At 65.6% G+C, this 18,434-nt stretch carries 18 protein-coding genes; 7 read left to right on the forward strand and 11 right to left on the reverse strand.

Going from position 1 to position 18,434, the window contains the following annotated elements; genetic code table 11:
• The first annotated feature begins 71 nt into the window (after positions 1–71).
• On the forward strand, positions 72–563 hold the full coding sequence (locus ACUXVX_RS14175) for a MarR family winged helix-turn-helix transcriptional regulator (protein WP_446308799.1): 492 nt from the start codon (positions 72–74) through the stop codon (positions 561–563).
• Here the strand turns inward: ACUXVX_RS14175 and glpK are convergent.
• The 9 genes from glpK to ACUXVX_RS14220 all read right to left on the reverse strand — a co-directional run bounded on the left by glpK (position 553) and on the right by ACUXVX_RS14220 (position 10,070).
• The gene (gene glpK, locus ACUXVX_RS14180; protein ID WP_446308800.1) at positions 553–2,040 is read right to left on the reverse strand and encodes a glycerol kinase GlpK; all 1,488 of its coding nucleotides are present in this window, start codon (positions 2,038–2,040) and stop codon (positions 553–555) included. The two genes, ACUXVX_RS14175 and glpK, sit on opposite strands and share 11 nt — an antisense overlap.
• 194 nt (positions 2,041–2,234) lie before the next feature.
• On the reverse strand, positions 2,235–3,971 hold the full coding sequence (locus ACUXVX_RS14185) for an ABC transporter substrate-binding protein (RefSeq protein ID WP_446308801.1): 1,737 nt from the start codon (positions 3,969–3,971) through the stop codon (positions 2,235–2,237).
• Positions 3,972–4,032: 61 nt separating this feature from the next.
• Positions 4,033–4,305 carry a DUF2160 domain-containing protein gene (locus ACUXVX_RS14190; protein ID WP_222493635.1) on the reverse strand — a complete coding sequence of 91 codons (273 nt, stop codon included), beginning with the start codon at positions 4,303–4,305 and terminating at the stop codon, positions 4,033–4,035.
• A gap of 12 nt (positions 4,306–4,317) precedes the next feature.
• Positions 4,318–5,166 carry a carbohydrate ABC transporter permease gene (locus ACUXVX_RS14195; RefSeq protein ID WP_222468946.1) on the reverse strand — a complete coding sequence of 283 codons (849 nt, stop codon included), beginning with the start codon at positions 5,164–5,166 and terminating at the stop codon, positions 4,318–4,320.
• Positions 5,163–6,035, reverse strand: coding sequence for a carbohydrate ABC transporter permease (locus tag ACUXVX_RS14200; RefSeq protein ID WP_222468945.1), 873 nt, complete (start codon positions 6,033–6,035; stop codon positions 5,163–5,165). Before ACUXVX_RS14200 ends, ACUXVX_RS14195 begins: the two co-directional genes overlap by 4 nt.
• Positions 6,035–7,117 (reverse strand): ABC transporter ATP-binding protein, encoded by a 1,083-nt coding sequence (locus tag ACUXVX_RS14205; RefSeq protein WP_222493639.1) that lies wholly within the window; start codon positions 7,115–7,117, stop codon positions 6,035–6,037. The genes ACUXVX_RS14200 and ACUXVX_RS14205 overlap by 1 nt, the downstream gene beginning before the upstream one ends.
• 9 nt (positions 7,118–7,126) lie before the next feature.
• The gene (locus ACUXVX_RS14210) at positions 7,127–8,215 is read right to left on the reverse strand and encodes an ABC transporter ATP-binding protein (protein WP_446308802.1); all 1,089 of its coding nucleotides are present in this window, start codon (positions 8,213–8,215) and stop codon (positions 7,127–7,129) included.
• A gap of 8 nt (positions 8,216–8,223) precedes the next feature.
• On the reverse strand, positions 8,224–9,828 hold the full coding sequence (gene glpD, locus ACUXVX_RS14215; RefSeq protein ID WP_446308803.1) for a glycerol-3-phosphate dehydrogenase: 1,605 nt from the start codon (positions 9,826–9,828) through the stop codon (positions 8,224–8,226).
• Between the two features lie 29 nt (positions 9,829–9,857).
• Positions 9,858–10,070, reverse strand: coding sequence for a hypothetical protein (locus ACUXVX_RS14220; RefSeq protein WP_446308804.1), 213 nt, complete (start codon positions 10,068–10,070; stop codon positions 9,858–9,860).
• 23 nt (positions 10,071–10,093) lie between these two features.
• Between ACUXVX_RS14220 and ACUXVX_RS14225 the strand changes: the two genes are divergently transcribed.
• Together ACUXVX_RS14225 and ACUXVX_RS14230 are read left to right on the forward strand one after the other, a co-directional pair.
• Entirely contained in the window at positions 10,094–10,855 is a 762-nt protein-coding gene (locus ACUXVX_RS14225; protein WP_222493645.1) for a DeoR/GlpR family DNA-binding transcription regulator, read from the forward strand.
• A gap of 61 nt (positions 10,856–10,916) precedes the next feature.
• The gene (locus ACUXVX_RS14230) at positions 10,917–12,050 is read left to right on the forward strand and encodes an NAD(P)/FAD-dependent oxidoreductase (RefSeq protein ID WP_446308805.1); all 1,134 of its coding nucleotides are present in this window, start codon (positions 10,917–10,919) and stop codon (positions 12,048–12,050) included.
• 6 nt (positions 12,051–12,056) lie between these two features.
• On the opposite strand, the gene ACUXVX_RS14235 is transcribed toward ACUXVX_RS14230, so the two are convergent.
• Both ACUXVX_RS14235 and ACUXVX_RS14240 read right to left on the reverse strand, forming a co-directional pair.
• Entirely contained in the window at positions 12,057–13,181 is a 1,125-nt protein-coding gene (locus ACUXVX_RS14235) for a zinc-dependent alcohol dehydrogenase family protein (protein ID WP_446308806.1), read from the reverse strand.
• Between the two features lie 61 nt (positions 13,182–13,242).
• Positions 13,243–14,262: a hypothetical protein gene (locus ACUXVX_RS14240; RefSeq protein WP_446308807.1), complete on the reverse strand. Its 1,020-nt coding sequence runs from the start codon at positions 14,260–14,262 to the stop codon at positions 13,243–13,245.
• Positions 14,263–14,429: 167 nt separating this feature from the next.
• Here ACUXVX_RS14240 and ACUXVX_RS14245 point away from each other — a divergent pair, with 167 nt between their 5' ends.
• From ACUXVX_RS14245 to ACUXVX_RS14260, 4 genes are read left to right on the forward strand one after another with little or no spacing between them, the layout of a single operon-like run.
• Positions 14,430–15,182 (forward strand): SDR family NAD(P)-dependent oxidoreductase, encoded by a 753-nt coding sequence (locus tag ACUXVX_RS14245; RefSeq protein ID WP_446308808.1) that lies wholly within the window; start codon positions 14,430–14,432, stop codon positions 15,180–15,182.
• A 42-nt stretch (positions 15,183–15,224) separates the two neighbouring features.
• Positions 15,225–16,373 carry a Gfo/Idh/MocA family protein gene (locus tag ACUXVX_RS14250; RefSeq protein WP_446308809.1) on the forward strand — a complete coding sequence of 383 codons (1,149 nt, stop codon included), beginning with the start codon at positions 15,225–15,227 and terminating at the stop codon, positions 16,371–16,373.
• 27 nt (positions 16,374–16,400) lie between these two features.
• On the forward strand, positions 16,401–17,315 hold the full coding sequence (locus ACUXVX_RS14255; protein WP_446308810.1) for a sugar phosphate isomerase/epimerase family protein: 915 nt from the start codon (positions 16,401–16,403) through the stop codon (positions 17,313–17,315).
• 48 nt (positions 17,316–17,363) lie between these two features.
• Positions 17,364–18,389 (forward strand): substrate-binding domain-containing protein, encoded by a 1,026-nt coding sequence (locus ACUXVX_RS14260; protein WP_222468934.1) that lies wholly within the window; start codon positions 17,364–17,366, stop codon positions 18,387–18,389.
• Positions 18,390–18,434: the final 45 nt, after the last annotated feature.

Here is an 18,434-nt window from a genome sequence, read left to right on the forward strand (position 1 = left end):
GCAAAAACCTCCCTCATGGCGCATTCCGGGCTCACCTTGACAGGCTTTATGGTTGATATCAACATAAGAGAATGATGGACCCGGACCTTCCCCTCGAAGCGACCCATGAGGTCGGCTGGGCCTGCCTGTGCCTGCGCGCGCAACGCGCCGCACGCCAGCTTGCGCGGATATTCGATGAGGTGTTCCGCCCGCTCGGCCTGACCAATGGCCAGTTCTCTCTTCTGATGAGCCTCAACCGCCCTGCCCCGCCCCGCCTGACCGACCTGACCGGCCAATTAGGGATGGACCGCACCACGCTCACGGCGGCGGTGAAGGTGCTGGAGCGGCGCGGGCTGATGCGGCAGGAACCGGACGAGAAGGACAAGCGCGCCAAGCGCCTGATGCTGACCGACGAGGGCCGTGCGATCCTGAAAGAAGCTCTCCCGATCTGGCGCGAAACCCACGCCAGGATCGAGGCAGAGCTGGAACGGATCACCGCCGCCCAGCTCCGCGACGGGCTCGATCAGATCGCAGGCCGTAGCAAGCCGCCCGAAGGGGCGGCAGACGCCGCCGCTAAAAGCTGAGCGTCGCCGCCACCGCGCGCTTCCAGCGGGCGTATTTTTCCTCCCGCTCCGCCTCAGCCATCTCCGGCGCAAAGCTGCGGTCGAGCGCCCATGTCTTCGCAAAGCCGTCCCTGTCCGGGTACACGCCCGCCCGCTGGCCCGCGAGCCATGCCGCGCCCATCGCTGTCGTCTCCAACACCTTGGGCCGGTCCACCGGCGCGCCGATGATGTCTGACAAGAACTGCATCGCCCAATCGGACGCACTCATGCCGCCGTCTACGCGCAGTGCTGTCTCGCCGCTGCCTGTCCAATCGGCCTGCATCGCCTCCAGCAGATCGCGCGTCTGATAGCCCACGCTTTCGAGCGCCGCCCGCGCAAACTCCGCCGGCCCGGTCGCCCGCGTCAGGCCATAGACAGCCCCCCGGCAATCGGCATCCCAATAGGGCGCGCCCAGCCCGGTGAAGGCGGGCACCATGACCACCCCCTGCCCCGTGTCGGCGCCTTCGGCCAGCGGCTGGGTCTCCCCCGCCTCACGGATCAATTTCATCCCATCCCGCAGCCACTGCACCACCGCCCCGGCCACGAAGATCGAACCTTCGAGCGCATAGGTCGGCTTGCCGTCGAGCTGGTAGGCGATTGTCGTCAGCAGCCGGTTCTCGCTTTTCACCGGATCTGCCCCGGTGTTCAGCAGCGCAAAGCACCCGGTGCCATAGGTCGATTTCATCATCCCCGGCTCGAAGCACGCCTGCCCAACGGTCGCCGCCTGCTGGTCGCCCGCCACGCCCAGAATGGGGATCTCGCGCCCACCAAATAGGTCTGGCCGGGTGGTGCCAAAGTCGGCGGCGCAGTCCTTCACCTCCGGCAACATCGCCATGGGGATGTCGAGCAGCGCGCACATCTCTTCCGACCAAGCGCCCTTGCGAATGTCGTAGAGCATGGTGCGCGCCGCATTGGTCGCATCGGTCACATGCGCCTTGCCGCCGGTGAGGTGCCAGATGATCCAGCTGTCCACGGTCCCGAACGCCAGCTCACCCGCCTCGGCCTTCGCCCGCGCGCCCTCTACATTGTCGAGGATCCAGCGCAGCTTGGTGCCGGAAAAATACGGATCGAGCAGCAGCCCAGTCGCCTCGGTTACAGCCTCCTCATAGCCCTGCGCCTTGAGATCGCGGCAAAAATCGGCAGTCCGGCGGTCTTGCCAGACGATGGCGTTGTGGATCGCCTTGCCGGTGGCCCTGTCCCAAACCACCGTCGTCTCACGCTGGTTGGTGATCCCAATGGCAGCAATGTCACCGCTGCTGGCCCCCGCCTTCTCGATGGCCGCGCGGCAGGTGGCTGCAGTGGTCGTCCAGAGGTCGGCGGCCTCATGCTCCACCCAGCCCGAAGCCGGAAAATGCTGGGTGAACTCCTCCTGCGCGGTGGCGGCCACGCCGAGGTTTTCGTCAAACAAAATGGCGCGGGAAGATGTGGTGCCCTGATCGATGGCAAGAATGTAGGTCATGCGTCTCCTCCCTATTCACGGATGGTGTAGCGCGATGCGCGGCCTGCGTCACCGGGGCTGGCGCTTTGCCCACTCCCGGGCCTCATCGCCTGTGCGAGGATGCCTCGGGCGAACGAGCAAACCAATTTAGCCCAAGCCAGCGCAGGAAAAGGCCGGGGCCACCGCAGGGGCAGCCCCGGCCCGGGGAGGATAGGTCAGTTCCAGGAAGCGATCAGCTCATCGTAGCTGATGGTCTCCGGGGTCGGGTCCTCGTTGTCGAGTTTGGCCTTCGGCGCGCCGGGCGCATCGAGCCACTCCTGCGGGTCTTTCTCCTCGTTCATGACCGGGCCGAGATCACCCTGAACGCCTGCGCGCTCAAGCCGCTCCAGCACCCGCTCCTGATCGGCGCAGAGCGAGTCCAGCGCCTCCTGAGGGGTCTTCGCACCCGACATCGCATCACCGATGTTCTGCCACCACAGCTGCGCCAGCTTGGGGTAGTCAGGCACGTTGGTGCCGGTGGGCGACCACTGCACCCGCGCAGGCGAGCGGTAGAACTCCACCAGACCGCCCAGCTTGGGGGCGCGCTCGGTAAAGCTCTCGTCCTGGATGGTGCTCTCGCGGATGAAGGTCAGGCCCACGTGGGACTTCTTCACATCCACCGTCTTGGAGGTGACGAACTGGGCATAGAGCCAGGCCGCCTTTGCACGGTCGATCGGGGTGGACTTGAGCAGCGTCCAGCTGCCGGCGTCCTGGTAGCCGATCTTGGTGCCCTCTTCCCAATAGGCGCCATGCGGCGAGGGAGCCATGCGCCACTTGGGCGTGCCATCCTCGTTGAGCACCGCAGCGGCCCCGTCACCCACCATGTCGGCGGTGAAGGCGGTGTACCAGAACATCTGCTGGGCGATGGAGCCCTGCGCTGGCACCGGGCCGGCCTCGCCAAAGGTCATGCCGGCAGCAGCGGGGGGAGAGTACTTCTCCAGCCACTCGATGGCCTTGGTCACGGCGTAAACGGCAGCGGGGCCGTTGGTTGCGCCGCCACGGGCGGTGCAAGAGCCGACGGGCTGGGAGTTTTCGTTCACACGAATGCCCCACTCGTCGACCGGCAGGCCGTTGGGCTCGCCCTTGTCGCCCATGCCGGCCATCGACATCCACGCATCGGTGTAGCGCCAGCCGAGCGAGGGGTCTTTCTTGCCGTAGTCCATGTTGCCATAGACACCCTCCGACGGGCCGCCCGCGTAAGACATGTCGCGCCCGGTAAAGAACTCGGCGATGTCTTCATAGGCCGACCAGTTGACTGGCACACCGAGGTCATAGCCATAGGCTTCCTTGAAGTCGGCCTTGGTCTTCTCGTCGTTGAACCAGTCGTAGCGGAACCAGTAGAGGTTGGCGAACTGCTGGTCGGGAAGCTGGTATACCTTTCCATCCGGGCCGGTCGTGAACGACAGGCCGATGAAGTCTTCGAGGTCGAGGCCGGGGTTGGTCACATCGGCCCCATCGCCCGCCATCCAGTCGGTCAGGTTGTGAGCCTGCTGGTAGCGCCAGTGGGTGCCGATCAGGTCGCTGTCGTTGATGTAGGCATCATAGACGTTCTCGCCCGACTGCATCTGGGTTTGCAGCTTTTCGACCACGTCGCCTTCACCGATGAGGTCATGGGTGATCTGGATGCCGGTGATCGCGGTGAAGGCCGGGGCCAGCACCTGCGCCTCATACTCATGGGTGGTGATGGTTTCCGACACCACCTTGATGTCCATGCCCGAGAACGGGGCGGCGGCATCGACGAACCACTGCATCTCGGCTTCCTGATCCTCGCGGCTGAGCGTGGAGAGATCACCGATCTCGGCGTCGAGGAACTCCCGCGCCTCGTCCATGCCCGCGAAGGCCGGCACGGCGAGGCTGAGCGCCACCGCCAGCCCGCCGGTGAAGGCGGTGGTTGATCTGAGATTGAGCTTCATTGTTTCTCCTCCCTTTTGGGTTCATGAAGCGCCGCGTTTTTCGCGGCTGTTGTTTCCTGCGCTAGACCCAGCGGAACACCGCTGCGGCATAGATCAGGCAGAGGACCAGCGCCCAAGGTTGGGCAAGTCCGGTCAATCCAAGCCAGGCCAGGTTGATGAAGGCCGAGCCGAGAAGGGTGATGAAGAGGCGGTCGCCCCGTGTGGTTTCAATCTGGAGCACCCCCTTGCGGGGTGTCTCGGGGAACTTGATCGCCAGCACGGTGAAGGTGATCAGCAGGCTGGCGATCACGAGGAAGAATATGGCGGTGGGCCACGTCCATGCCATCCAGTCCATTGTTTTTCCTCCTTAAACGCGGCCCAGGGCGAAGCCCTTGGCGATATAGTTGCGGACGAAGTAGATCACGAGCGCTCCGGGCACGATGGTCAGCACCCCCGCCGCCGCCAGCACGCCCCAGTCGAGGCCGGAGGCGGAGACGGTGCGGGTCATGGTCGCGGCAATCGGCTTGGCGTCCACCGTGGTGAGCGTGCGCGAGAGCAGCAGCTCGACCCAGCTGAACATGAAGCAGAAGAAGGCCGCCACACCGATGCCGGAGGCAATCAGCGGCATGAAGATCTTCACGAAGAACTTCGGGAAGGAATAGCCGTCGATATAGGCCGTCTCGTCAATCTCCTTCGGCACACCCCGCATGAAGCCCTCCAAAATCCACACCGCGAGCGGCACGTTGAAGAGGCAATGCGCCAGCGCCACGGCGATGTGGGTGTCGAACAGCCCGACCGATGAATAGAGCTGGAAGAACGGCAGCGCAAAAACCGCAGGCGGCGCCATCCGGTTGGTCAGCAGCCAGAAGAATAGGTGCTTGTCGCCCAGAAAGTGGTAGCGGCTGAAGGCATAGGCCGCCGGCAGCGCCACGGCCACCGAGATCACCGTGTTCATCACCACGTAGATCAGCGAGTTCACGTAGCCCATGTACCAGCTCGGGTCGGTCAGGATGACCTTGTAGTTGTCGAAGGTCAGATCACGCGGAAACAGCGAGAAGCTGCCAAGGATCTCGGCGTTGTGCTTCAGGCTCATGTTGACCAGCCAGTAGATCGGCAGCAGCAGGAACAGCAGGTAAAGCCCCATCACGATGGCCGAGCCCTTCACCCGCACCTTGGGCGCACTCATGGCGGGGGCGTTTGCGGTGGCATCCGTCATTTCGCGTCCCTTTTGTCGAGGTTGGTCATCACCGTGTAGAACACCCAGCTCACCAGCAGGATCACGAGGAAGTACATGATCGAGAAGGCGGCAGCAGGCCCGAGGTCAAACTGGCCGATCGCCATTTTCACGAGGTCGATGGAGAGGAAGGTCGTGGCATTGCCCGGCCCCCCGCCCGTCACCACGAAGGGCTCGGTATAGATCATGAAGCTGTCCATGAACCGCAGCAGGATGGCGATCATCAGCACGCCCTGCATCTTGGGCAGCTCGATGTAGCGGAACACCTTCCAGCGGCTCGCCTGGTCAATCTTGGCGGCCTGGTAGAAGGCATCGGGGATGCTCTGCAGCCCGGCATAGGCCAGCAGCGCGATCAGCGAGGTCCAGTGCCACACGTCCATGACGACAACGGTGATCCATGCGTCCAGCACGTCGCGGGTGTAGTTGTAGTCAATCCCGAGCGCCGCCAGCGTATGGCCCAGCAGGCCAATATCGACCCGCCCGAAGATCTGCCAGATGGTGCCGACCACGTTCCACGGGATCAGCAGCGGCAGGCTCATCAGCACAAGACAGACCGAGGCCCACACGCCCTTTTTCGGCATGTTCAGCGCCACGAAGATACCCAGCGGCACCTCGATGGCGAGGATGATGCCCGAGAACATGATCTGCCGCCAAAGCGCCGACCACATGCGGTCGCTTTCCAGCATCTCCTCGAACCACTCCAGCGCGACCCAGAAGAACTCGTTGTTCCCGAAGGTGTCCTGCACCGAATAATTGACCACGGTCATAAGCGGGATGACGGCGGAGAAGGCGACAAGGATGAGCACCGGAAGTACGAGGAACCAGGCCTTATGATTGGTGGTCTTTTCCATCAGGCGGCCTCCCCCTGCGGTGCAACGCGCCAGTCGTCGGCGTAAACGTTCACATGCGCCGGGTCGAAGGCCACGCGGGTCATATCCGCCCCAATCTCATCGCCCTCGCCCGCGATCACGTTGATCTCATTGCCGAAAAACTCGGCGCGGACGATCTTGTGCCGGCCTACGTCTTCTACCCGCCGCACCTTTACCGGCAGGCCCTCATCGGCCGAAAGCCGGGCGTATTCAGGCCGAACGCCAAGCGCCACGCGCCCCTGCGGAGTGCCGTAGCCGCCCGCCAGCTCCAGCTCCGCGCCGTCAATATAGGCCCGGTTGCCCTCCACCTTCGCGGGGATCAGGTTCATCCCCGGCGAGCCGATGAAATAGCCCACAAAGGTATGCTCAGGCCGCTCGAACAGCTCTTCGGGCGTGCCGATCTGGACCACCCGGCCATCGTGCATCACCACCACCTTGTCGGCGAAGGTCAGTGCCTCGGTCTGGTCGTGGGTCACGTAAATCATCGTATGGCCAAAGTCGTGATGCAGCTGCTTCAGCTGGGTGCGCAGCTCCCACTTCATATGCGGATCGATCACCGTCAGCGGCTCGTCGAACAGCAGCGCGTTCACATCCTTGCGCACCATCCCGCGCCCTAGCGAGATCTTCTGCTTGGCATCCGCCGTAAGCCCCCGCGCCTTGCGGCTCAGCACCTCTTCCATCCCGATCATCCGGGCAATCTCGCCCACGCGCTCGGCCACATAGGCCTCGTCATGGCCGCGATTTCTCAATGGGAACGCAAGGTTATCGCGCACCGTCATCGTGTCGTAGACCACTGGAAACTGGAAAACCTGCGCAATGTTGCGCTCGGCGGTCGGCGCATGGGTCACGTCCTGATCGCCGAACAGGATGCGCCCGCGCGAAGGCTGCAAAAGCCCCGAGATGATGTTCAGCAGGGTCGATTTCCCGCAGCCCGAGGCGCCGAGCAACGCATAGGCCGCCCCATCCTCCCAAACGTGGTTCAGCTCCTTCAGCGCCCAGTCATCCTCGCTCTGCGGCGCGGCGAGGTAGCTGTGGGCGAGGTTATCAAGCGTGATCTGTGCCATGGTCCCCCCTCAGGCCGCCGCCGCATAGGAGGCCGTTGCAACCAGCGCCCCCTCGGCATCGAAGATGTACACGTGGCTCGGGTCGAGCCACACGGCGAGGTCGGCCCCCGGCGCGAGGTCATGCACCCCGTGCACCAGCCCGACCCAGCGCTCGCCGGCATGGTCGAGATGCACGAAGGTCTCCGAGCCGGTCAGCTCGGTCACGCTGAGCCGCGCGTTGAACTTCAGCGCCGTGTCGGTGTGCTGCAAGATCTCCAGATGGTTCGGCCGGAACCCGGCCAAATACCGCCCGTCCGGCAGATCGGCCAACTGGCCGGTCGCAGCGGCGGACTGGCCTTCGCCAAACATCACCTTCGCGCCGGTCTTGGACACCTGCAAAAAGTTCATCGGCGGGTCCGAGAACACCCGCGCCGTGGTCGCATCCACCGGGCGGCGATAAACCTCGGGCGTGCGCCCGAACTGGGTCACGCGACCCTCCCAGAGCGTCGCCGTATTGCCGCCGAGCAGCAGCGCTTCCTCCGGCTCCGTGGTGGCATAGACAAAGATCGCGCCGCTCTCCTCGAAGATCTTCGGAATCTCGACCCTGAGTTCCTCGCGCAGCTTGTAGTCGAGGTTGGCCAGCGGCTCGTCGAGCAGCACCAACCCGGCGCCCTTCACCAGCGCCCGCGCCAGCGCACAGCGCTGCTGTTGCCCGCCCGAAAGTTCCAGCGGCTTGCGGTCCAGCATCGGCGACAGCTTCATCATCTCGGCGGTCTTCTGCACCGCCGCGTCGATCTCGGCCTTGCCCTTGCCCTGAAGCCGCAGCGGCGAGGCGATGTTGTCGTAAACGGTCATCGACGGGTAGTTGATGAACTGCTGGTAGACCATCGCCACCTGCCGGTCCTGCACCCGCATCCCCGTCACGTCCTCGCCGTTCCAGAACACCCGGCCTTCGGTCGGCGCGTCCAGCCCCGCCATCAGCCGCATCAGCGATGTCTTCCCCGCGAGCGTCGGCCCCAGCAGCACGTTCATCGTGCCGTTCTCCAGCCGCAGGTCGGTGGGGTGAATATGCGTGTCGCGCCCCACCACCTTGCTCACGGATTTCAGTTCCAGAACCATGCGTCCCCCTATTCCGCCGCCGCCGGGCTTGCGTCCCGCCGGTGGTGTTTCATGTAGCTGTCGAGGGCCTGCACCTCGTCCTCGTTCAAATGCAGCCCAAGCTTGCTCCGCCGCCACAGCACGTCGGCCGCGCTACGGGCGTATTCATGCGCCATCAGCCAATCCACCTCGGCCTGCCAGAGCGTGTATCCAAAAGGTCGGCCCAGGTCCGAAAGAGCCTTTGCCTCCCCCAGAATACCCCGCGCCTCGGTGCCATAGGCCCGCACCAGCCGCAGCGCGTGATCCTGGGTCAAAAACGGAAAATCCGCCACCAGCCCATCCCGCAACTCTGTGACGCCATCATGGGCAAAATCCCCGCCCGGCAGCGGCGCGTTCTCCGTCCACTTGCGGCCAAGACCCTGAAAGTGCGGCGCGATCTTCTCCAGCGCTGCCTCGGCCAGCCGCCGGTAGGTGGTGATCTTGCCGCCGAAGATGTTGAGCACCGGCGCGCCGGCCGAGGTATCCACCTTCAGCGTGTAATCCCGTGTCGCCGCCGTCGCGCTGCTGGCGCCGTCATCATAGAGCGGGCGCACGCCGCTGTAGGTCCACACCACGTTGTCGGCATTGATCGGCTCGCGCAGGTAGCGGTTGGCAAAATCGATCAGGTAGTCGCGTTCCTCTGGCGTGCATTCGGGCTTCACATCCGGGCTCTCATGCGCCTCCTCGGTGGTCCCGATCAGGGTAAAGTCGCGCTCATAGGGGATCGAAAAGATGATCCGCCCGTCCTCACCCTGAAAGAAGTAGGCCTTGTCTTCGTATTTGGTCAGGCGCGGCGTCACGATATGGCTGCCCCGCACAAGCCGCACGCCTTCGGAAGAGTTTGACCGGATCGTGCCGCGAATGATCTCGCCCACCCACGGCCCGCCTGCATTGATCAGCATCCGGGCGCTGTGGCGCGTGGTTTCGCCGGTTTCGGTATTTTGCGTTTCCACCTGCCAGAGGCCGTTTTCGACCCCGGCGCTGAGCACCTTGGTCCGCGTCATCACCCGTGCCCCGCGCGCCTCGGCATCGCGGGCGTTCAGCACCACGAGGCGGGCGTCATCCACCCAGCAGTCAGAATACTCATAGGCATGCTCAAACCGCTCCTGCAGCACCTTGCCCTCTTCCCGCCCCTTCAGCGTAAGGGTCTGGGTGCCGGGCAAGATTTTCCGCCCGCCGAGGTGATCGTAGAGAAACAAGCCAAAGCGGATCAGCCACGCCGGGCGACGGCCCCGCATCCACGGCATGAAGATCGAGAGCAACTTCGAGGTCGGCGTCGCCTTCTCGAACCGCATATCCCTATGATACGGCAGGACAAATCGCATCGGCCATGAGATGTGCGGCATGTTCCGCAGCAACACCTCTCGCTCCTTCAGCGCCTCACGCACAAGGCGAAACTCGAAGAACTCGAGGTAGCGCAGCCCGCCGTGGAAGAGTTTGGTGGAGGAGGAAGAGGTCGCCTGCGCGAGGTCGCCCATCTCGGCCAGGCTGACCGAAAGGCCACGCCCTGCCGCGTCACGGGCGATGCCGCATCCGTTGATGCCGCCGCCGATGACGAACAGGTCGACCGGTTCTGCGGGTGCCCCCTCCGACACGAAATCCTCCCAAGTGTCCTCAGCGGGAGTTATGCACCGAGTCGCGGCACAGCGAAAGCGAAAATGTTCGTTTGTTTTCGTTTTTCAAAAACCGCAACGCCCACAAGCACTTGCCGCAAAGCGGCGCAAAACGCTGCGATGCGGCGAAGCTGCGGCAAAATCACGAAAATTCCGCCACGCCCGCTTAACGCCCGCAAATTCAATTGCTCGCGCCCAAGCTCCATGCGAAAAGAACCGACCATTGACGACCGGGAAGACGCCACACGTGAGCCAAGCCTTTCGCCACCCCGAGATGCTGGAGATCATCCGCCGCGACGGCAAAGTCACCGTCGACGGGCTGGCCGAGCACTTCGGCGTCACCCTGCAAACCATCCGCCGCGACCTTTCCGAGCTGGCCGAAGCCGGGCAGATCGAGCGCGTGCATGGCGGCGCGATCCTCGCCTCCGGCACCCATAACATCGGCTATGAGGAGCGCCGCTCGCTGAACCTCGAGGGCAAGGCCGCCATCGCCCGCGCTTGCGCCGCGCAGATCCCCGAGAACGCCAGCATCTTCCTCAACATCGGCACCTCCACCGAGGCGGTCGCCCGCGAGCTGATGGGCCATCGCAACCTGCTGGTCGTCACCAACAACATGAACGTCGCCAACATCCTCGCCGCCAATTCCGACTGCGAGATCGTCGTCACCGGCGGCACCCTGCGCCGCTCCGATGGCGGGCTGGTGGGCAAGCTGGCCTCCGAGACGATCCAGCAGTTCAAGTTCGATCTGGCAGTCGTCGGCTGCTCCGCGATCGACCGCGAGGGCGACATGCTCGACTTCGACATTCAGGAGGTCGGCGTCAGCCAGGCCATCCTCGCCCAGTCCCGCCGCACCTTCCTCGTGGCCGACCACTCCAAGTTCCAGCGCTCCGCCCCGGCCCGCATCGCCTCGCTCGCCGCCATCGACCGCTTCTTCACCGACGCCCCCCTCACCCCCGACCTTGGCGCGCTCTGCACCGAGTGGGGCACCCTCGTGGATATCTGCGGCTGAAGGCTGCCCCTTGTGCGCCGCCGCCGATCCGGGCAGGTCTGTGCGCAAAAGGAGCCCGGATATGCAGACAGATTTCGACGTTGCCGTGTTAGGCGGCGGGATCGCAGGGGTCTCGGCCGCAGCCGAAATCGCCAAGGGCGCCTCGGTGGTGCTGATCGAGGCGGAGCGTCAGCCCGGATACCACAGTTCGGGCCGCTCGGCCGCGCTCTTCGCGCCGGGCTACGGCAGCAGTGCGATGCAGGCACTCACCGCCCTCTCCCGCCCCTTCTTCGACGCCCCGCCCGAGGGGTTTGCCGAGGTGCCCCTGCTCACCCCGCGCGGGCTGATGCGCACCGCGAGCGAAGACCAACTCGCCATGCTCGAAGCCCTGCCCGGCCACATGCGCGACCCCGAGCGGCTGATCTGGATGAGCGGCGAAGAGGCCGAGGCCCGCGCCCCGATCCTGCGGCCCGGCCATGTAAAACGCGCCTTTCTCGACGAGGGCGCAAGCGATATCGACGTTCACGCGCTGCTTCAGGGCTTCTTGCGGCAGGCAAAAGCGGCGGGCGCGCAGATGCAGATGGGCACGCCAGTCACAGCCCTTGCCCGCGAGGGGGACGGCTGGCGCGTGACGCTGGGCAAGGAAAGCCTCCGGGTGGGCGTGGTCGTCAACGCCGCGGGCGCCTGGGCCGACGACATGGCCGCCCTCGCCGGCGTGGCCAAGGTCGGCCTCCAGCCCAAGCGCCGCACCGCCATCACCGTGGCCGCCCCCGAGGGCATCGATGTGGCCGCCCTGCCGATGATCGTGGACGCGCCAGAAGACTTTTACGTGAAGCCGGACGCCGGGCGGCTGCTCGCCTCCCCCGCCGACGAGACGCCCTCAGCCCCCTATGATGCCCAGCCCGAGGAGATGGACGTGGCCATCTGCGTCGACCGGTTGATGACCACCTGCGCCGTCGATGTGCGCCGGATCGAGAGCAAATGGGCCGGGCTGCGCAGCTTTGCGCCCGATCACCTGCCGGTCGTCGGGTTTGCGCCGGACGCACCGGGCTTCTTCTGGCTGGCCGGACAAGGCGGCACGGGCGTGCAGACTTCTCCCGGCGCCGCCCGGCTCGCGGCCACGCTGGTGCTGGGCCGCCCGGCTGAGGAGGCGGTGGGCGACACCGGCCTCAAGGCCGACGACATCGCCCCGGGCCGCCCCGCGCTGGCGGGCTGACCGCCCTCAGAATTCGATCACCTGACGGATCGCCTGCCCCGCCGCCAGCCGCTCGAACCCTTCGTTGATCTCGTCGAGCCGGATCTTGTGGGTCATCAGCTTCTCGATCGGGAGCTGCCCCTGTTGCATCATCCGGGCAAAGCGCGGGATGTCGCGCTTGGGCACGCAGGAGCCCACGTAGCTGCCCCGGATCGTGGCGTCAGACACGGTGAGCGCCGCCACCGGCACCTCCAGCACCTTGGAGGGGTGCGGCAGCCCCGCCGTCACCGTCGCCCCGCCGCGCCGGGTGATCTTGCAGGCAAAATCCAGCGCGGGCACCACGCCCGCCAGCTCCACCGCCAAATCCACCCCGCCGCCGGTCGCTTCTTTCAGCTTCTCCACCGCGCCCTCCTCAGAGGGGTCGATGGCCATATGTGCACCGAGCTCCAGCGCGAACTCCCGCTTGTCGGCGGCGATATCCACCGCCACCACCTGCCCGGCCCCGGCGGCAATCGCCCCCAGCAGCCCGGCCAATCCCACGCCGCCAAGGCCCACCACCGCGCAGCTTTGTCCGGCCTTCAGGTTGCCCGCGTTCAGCACCGCGCCCACGCCGGTCAACACCGCGCAGCCCAGCAGCGCCGCCTTGTCGAGCGGAATGTCCTTGTCGATCTTCACCGCCGAGCCTTCATGCACCACCGCATGCTCCGAAAAGGCCGACACCCCGATGTGGTGGTTCACCACCGCCCCATCGACGCTGATCTTCTTGTCGCCGGTCAGCAGCGTGCCGTTCACCGCCGCCACCGCCGCAGGCTCGCAAAGCGCAGGCCGCCCCTCGGCGCAGGGCACGCATTGCCCGCAGGTCGGCACGAAAACCAGCACCACATGGTCGCCCGGCGCAAAGCGCGTCACCCCCGGCCCCACCGCTTCGACCATGCCGCTCGCCTCGTGGCCGAGTGCTACCGGCATCTCGCGCGGGCGGTCGCCGTTGATCGTGCTGAGGTCAGAATGGCACAAGCCCGCCGCCGCCATCTTCACCCGGATCTCGCCTTGCCCCGGCTCCGCCAGTTCCGCCTCGACAATCTCCAGCGGCTTGCTCTCGCCATAGGGCCGCTCCGCCCCCATCTGGCGCAACAGCGCCACCCGCGTTTTCATCGGTGTACCTCCCTCATGCGTTGCGGCGACGATGGCAACCCGCGCCAGCACTGTCCATCCCTCAGAGTTGCAGAAAGCCGGTGTCGCAGGCCAGCTCCCGCACCGTGCCATCCTCGCCGGTCACGCGCAGCGCTTCCCCCAGCGCCTCCACCCGGGCCACCGGCGCGCCGCAGGGCCAGGCGATCGCACCCGTCAGGTGCCGCACCTCCAGCCCGCCGCCCAACGCTGGCGGCACAATCTCCGGCGCGTCGATCAGGTGCGGCGCGCAGCCCTCCTCCACCCCGAGGCACCCCTTGTGCCGCCCGTTCCACGGCGCGTAGTCGCGCCCGCCGTTCGAGTGCCAGAGCATGGTCATCGGCAGGGTGCGCGGGTTGCGGAGCGACAGGTAGAGGTCTCCCTGTGCAGGCCGCGTCACCGCCGTCCAGCCTAGCGACGAATCTTCCGCCTCGACCCCAGCCACGAAATCCTCATGCCGGTCGCCCCAAGGGTAGCGCCCCAAATCCACCGGCCCCGCCGCGCCCGGAAAGGCCCCCGCATCCGTGGCCCGCGCCGGATAGGCCAAGGCCGACCGCCCTCGCGATGGATCAGCCTCCAGCGCCGCACCTCCTGTCTGCCAGCGCCGCTTGGGCGAAGTACGAATATACCCGCCGTCCGGCAGGGCGATATTGGCATGGTTGGCCACAGGCATCGCCCCGGCCCCGCCCTCGAACACATGCGTCTGATAAATGAACGGCTCGCCATCTCGCAGCGCCAGCCGCTTGGTGAGCCGCGCGCCCTGCACCTCATGGCGCAGCACCGCCCGCAACTCGCCCCCGCGCGCCTCCACATCCCACGCGCTGTTGCAGGGCCAGCCGTGCAGCGGCACCCCGCCCCCGGCCTGCCCGAACGGCGCACAAAAGAAATCCCCGCCCAGCCGGGCCAGATGCGGCGGGGCACCCTCCGGCATCGCCTCCCGCCCGACCCATGGCGCCCGGTGAAACGGCGCCACCTCATGCCCGCCATCCTGCACACGCCACGCCTCGATCAGCCCGAGTTCAGGCGCGAAATCTACCCCGATTCCTTCAGCCCTGATCTGCACCATCTCTGCCTCCTGCCGCGTTTTCCGCACTTTGCCTGCGAGATTCGCCGCTTGACAATCCGTTGCCACCGTAATGACTATGTAATCGTTTACAGAGCCACCATTGGCGAACTGCGCCCGTCTCTGTAATCGATTACAAGCCATGAGGCGCACGCCGCCCGGGGGGAGACTTGGCACTGAAGACAGGGGACAACGGGCAGAACGCCCGCGCGGGTTTCGATTTCATCGGCAGGCATGTGCTGGTGATTGGCGCCAGCCGTGCCGGCATAGGTGCCGCCATCGCCCGCGCCTTCGCCGAGGCAGGGGCCGAGGTTGCCATTACCGGGGTCGAACCGGCCGCCGACCCGGCAGACGCCCACTTCCCCTACACCCGGCTCGACGTAACCGACATGCAGGCGGTTGAAGCCCTCTCCGCCGCCACGCCCCGCCTCGACGTGCTGGTCAACTGCGCCGCCATCACCGCGCGCGGCGAAGAGATGGCGCCCGAGTTCTTCTCCAAGGTCGTCGACATCAATCTCACCGGCTCCATGCGCTGCGCCCTCGCCTACCAGCCCCAGCTGGCCGCCAGCAAGGGCAGCGTCATCAACATCGCCTCCATGTACGCAAGCTTCGGCAGCCCCAAGAACCCGGCCTATGGCGCCTCCAAGGCCGCCGTGCAGCAACTCACCAAGTCGCTCGCCATAGCCTGGGCGCCCGATGGCATCCGGGTCAACGCCATCGCTCCGGGCTTCATCGTCACCGCCCAGTCCGCGCGCAGCCGCGAGGATGCCAACCACGTCGCCAACGTGAACGCCCGCACCCCGTTGGGCCGCTGGGGCGAGCCCGAAGACATCGCCGGGCCGGTGCTGTTTCTGGCATCCGAGGCGGCAAAATTCATGACGGGCGCATGTATTCCGGTTGACGGAGGGTATTCGGTTGTCTGAGGCTTTCACACAGGGAGGCGCCCCGCTTGGGGGCGAAACGCGATGACGGATTTCTCGCGCATCGGCGTGGCGGTGATCGGCACCGGCTTTATCGGAACTGTCCATGTCTGGGCGCTGCGGCGGCTCGGGGTGGATCTGCGCGGCGTCCTCGGCTCCTCGCCCGAACGCGGCGCTGAGGCGGCCAAGGGATTGGGCACACAGAGCTTTTGTTCGCTCGAGGAGCTGTGCGCCGACGCCTCAGTGCAGGCCGTCCACGTCACCTCCCCCAACCACCTGCATTTCCCGCAGGTGAAGGCGCTCATCGCCGCCGGCAAGCACGTGGTCTGCGAAAAGCCACTGACCATGACGGCAGCCGAATCCGCCGAACTGGTCGAACTGGCCGCCGCCTCCGGCCTCACCTGCGCCGTCTGCTACAACATCCGCTTCTACCCGCTCAACCAGCAGGCCCACGGCATGGTCGCGGCGGGCGATCTGGGCGATCTGCGCCTCGTCACCGGCCACTACGTGCAGGACTGGCTCGCCAAGCCGACCGATTGGAACTGGCGCCTCGAGGGCGACAAGGGCGGCGCCCTGCGCGCGGTCGGCGATATCGGCACCCATTGGGCCGACCTCACCAGCTTCATCGCGGGCGAAAAGCCGGTCGAGGTGCTGGCCGAACTCAGCACCTTCATCAAGGAGCGTGACAAGCCCACCGGCCCGGTCGCAACCTTCAGCGCCGCCTCCGGCGCGACCGAGAAGGTCACTGTAACAACGGAAGATACCGCGCTGATATTACTGCGCTATCCCTCCGGCGCGCGCGGTTCCCTCACGGTCAGCCAAGTCTCTCCCGGGCGCAAGAACTCGCTGCACTGGGATATCGCCGGGAGCGCCGCCAGTGCCGAATGGAACTCGGAAACCCCCGATCACCTCTTCATCGGCCACCGCGACGGCGCCAACCAGATCCTGCAACGCGATGCCGCCCTGATGAACCCCGCCGGCGCCGCCGCTGCCAGCCTCCCCGGCGGCCATGTGGAGGGCTTTGCCGACACCTTCTTCGCCCTCTTCCGGCAGGTCTATGGCGACATCGCCGCCGGTGGCCGCCAGCCCGGCTCGACCTGGGCCAGCTTTGCCGACGGGCATTTCGAGATGGAATTCTGCGAGGCCGTCCTCGCCAGCGCCCAGAGCGGCGCATGGGTGAAGATCGGCAGATAAGGCGCGGACAAGACAAGGAAAACGACCATGAAACTCGGCATTCTCACCGCACCCTTCGAGAGCACCCCACTGATGGAGGTGGCCAAATGGGCTGCCGATGTCGATATGGGCGTGCTCGAAGTCGCCTGCTGGCCCGCCTCTGGTGGCGAGGCCCGGCGCTACGCGGGCACCAGCCACATCGATTGCAACGGCCTCTCCGAAGGTCAGGCGCAAGAGATCACCGGCGGGTTGGCCGAACTGGGCGTCAGCATCAGCGGCCTTGGCTACTACCCAAACCCGCTCCACGCCGATGCCGCCCACCGAGAAGAGGTGCTCACCCATCTCAAGCATGTGATCACAGCCGCCGCCACGCTCTCCGTCCCGGTGGTGAACACCTTCATTGGTGGCGACAAGTCTCTGAATATAGACGAAAACTGGAAGCGCGCGCAGCAGATATTCTCACCCATCGTCGGCCATGCCGAGGACGCGGGCGTCAAGCTCTGCTTCGAGAATTGCCCGATGATCTTCAGCTACGATGAGTGGCCCGGCGGCCATAACATCGCCTACAGCCCCAAGATCTGGCGCCGGATTTTCGAGGAGTGGGGCGATGCCGTGGGCATGAACTTCGATCCCTCGCACCTTGTCTGGCAGTTCATCGACCAAGCCCGCTTCATCAAGGAGTTCGGCCCCCGCATGGCCCATGTCCACGCCAAGGACGTTATGATCGACCGTGACGGGCTCTACGAGAACGGCACCATGAGCGTCGGCATGGGCTGGCAGGTGCCGCGCATGCCCGGGCTGGGTGATGTGGATTGGCCCGGCTTCTTCTCCGGCCTCTACCGCGCGGGCTACGACGGGCCGGTGATCATCGAGCACGAGGACAAGGTCTTCGAAAAGGACGACGAGGCCGTGAAACGCGGCTTCCTCCTCGCCCGTGAGGTGCTGAGCCCGTACATCAAGTAACCCGTTCAAGTGATTATAATTGATAACTTATCCCAGGGAGGGAGAACCATGAAGAAACTTCTGAAAACCACCACCGCCGCTGCGGGCCTGACCATGGCACTCACCGGCATGGCCGCTGCCGAATACACCATCGGCATCTCCAACACCGTGCAGGGCAACGGCTGGCGCGAGGAGATGGTTTGCGCGATGAAGGCGCAGGCCCTCGTCTCGGGCAAGGTCGACAGCCTCAACATCGCCCACCGCAACACCGATGCCGCCGGCCAGTCGGAAGACATCCGCAACCTGATCGAGGCGGGCGTCGATGCCATCGTCGTCAACCCCGCCAACCCCGACGGCATCGCCGACGCGGTGCAGGAGGCGACCGACAAGGGCATCGTCGTCGTGGCCGTGGACCAAGGCGTCAACGCAGACGCCGCCTACGTGCTCTCCAACAACCAGGAAGAATACGCCTATCTCGGCGCCAAGTGGCTGTTCGAAACCATCGGCGGCTCCGGCTCGGTGGTCTACATGCGCGGCGCGGCGGGGGCCGCGGCGGATGACGACCGCGACCGCGGCTTCAAGCGCGCGCTCGAGGAATTCCCTGATGTGTCGGTGGCGCAAGAGGTCTTCACCGGCTGGCAGCAGGACAAGGGAAAGCAGCAGATCCTCGACTACATCGCCACTGGCATCCCCTTCGATGGCATCTGGACCTCCGGCATCGACAACGTGATCGTCGACGCTCTGGTCGAGAGCGATGTTGATCTGGTGCCCGTCGTCGGCGCCGACAACGCCGGTTTCGTCGGCCAGCTCGCCACCGTCGAGGGCCTCACCGGCGCAGCCGTCACCAACCCCGGCTCCATTGGCGGCGCGGGCGTTACGCTGGCGCTCCAGATCCTCGAAGGCCAGACCCCGGAAGAGCGCGTTGTGCTCGTCGACCCGGCGCTCTGGGCCAACAACGACGACAAGGGCAAAGAGATGATCGCGGGCGCACAGAACCCCGATCTGGACCCTGAATGGCCCGTCTCGGTCCAGATCGAGGGTTGGACCGACTACTCGATGGAAGAGATCATCGCCTGCAAAGGCCCAGGCGAATAAATCCCCTTGGCCGGGCGCTTCAAGGTGCCCGGCCAACTCACTGAC

It is taken from the genome of Vannielia sp. SX4 (assembly GCF_052828525.1).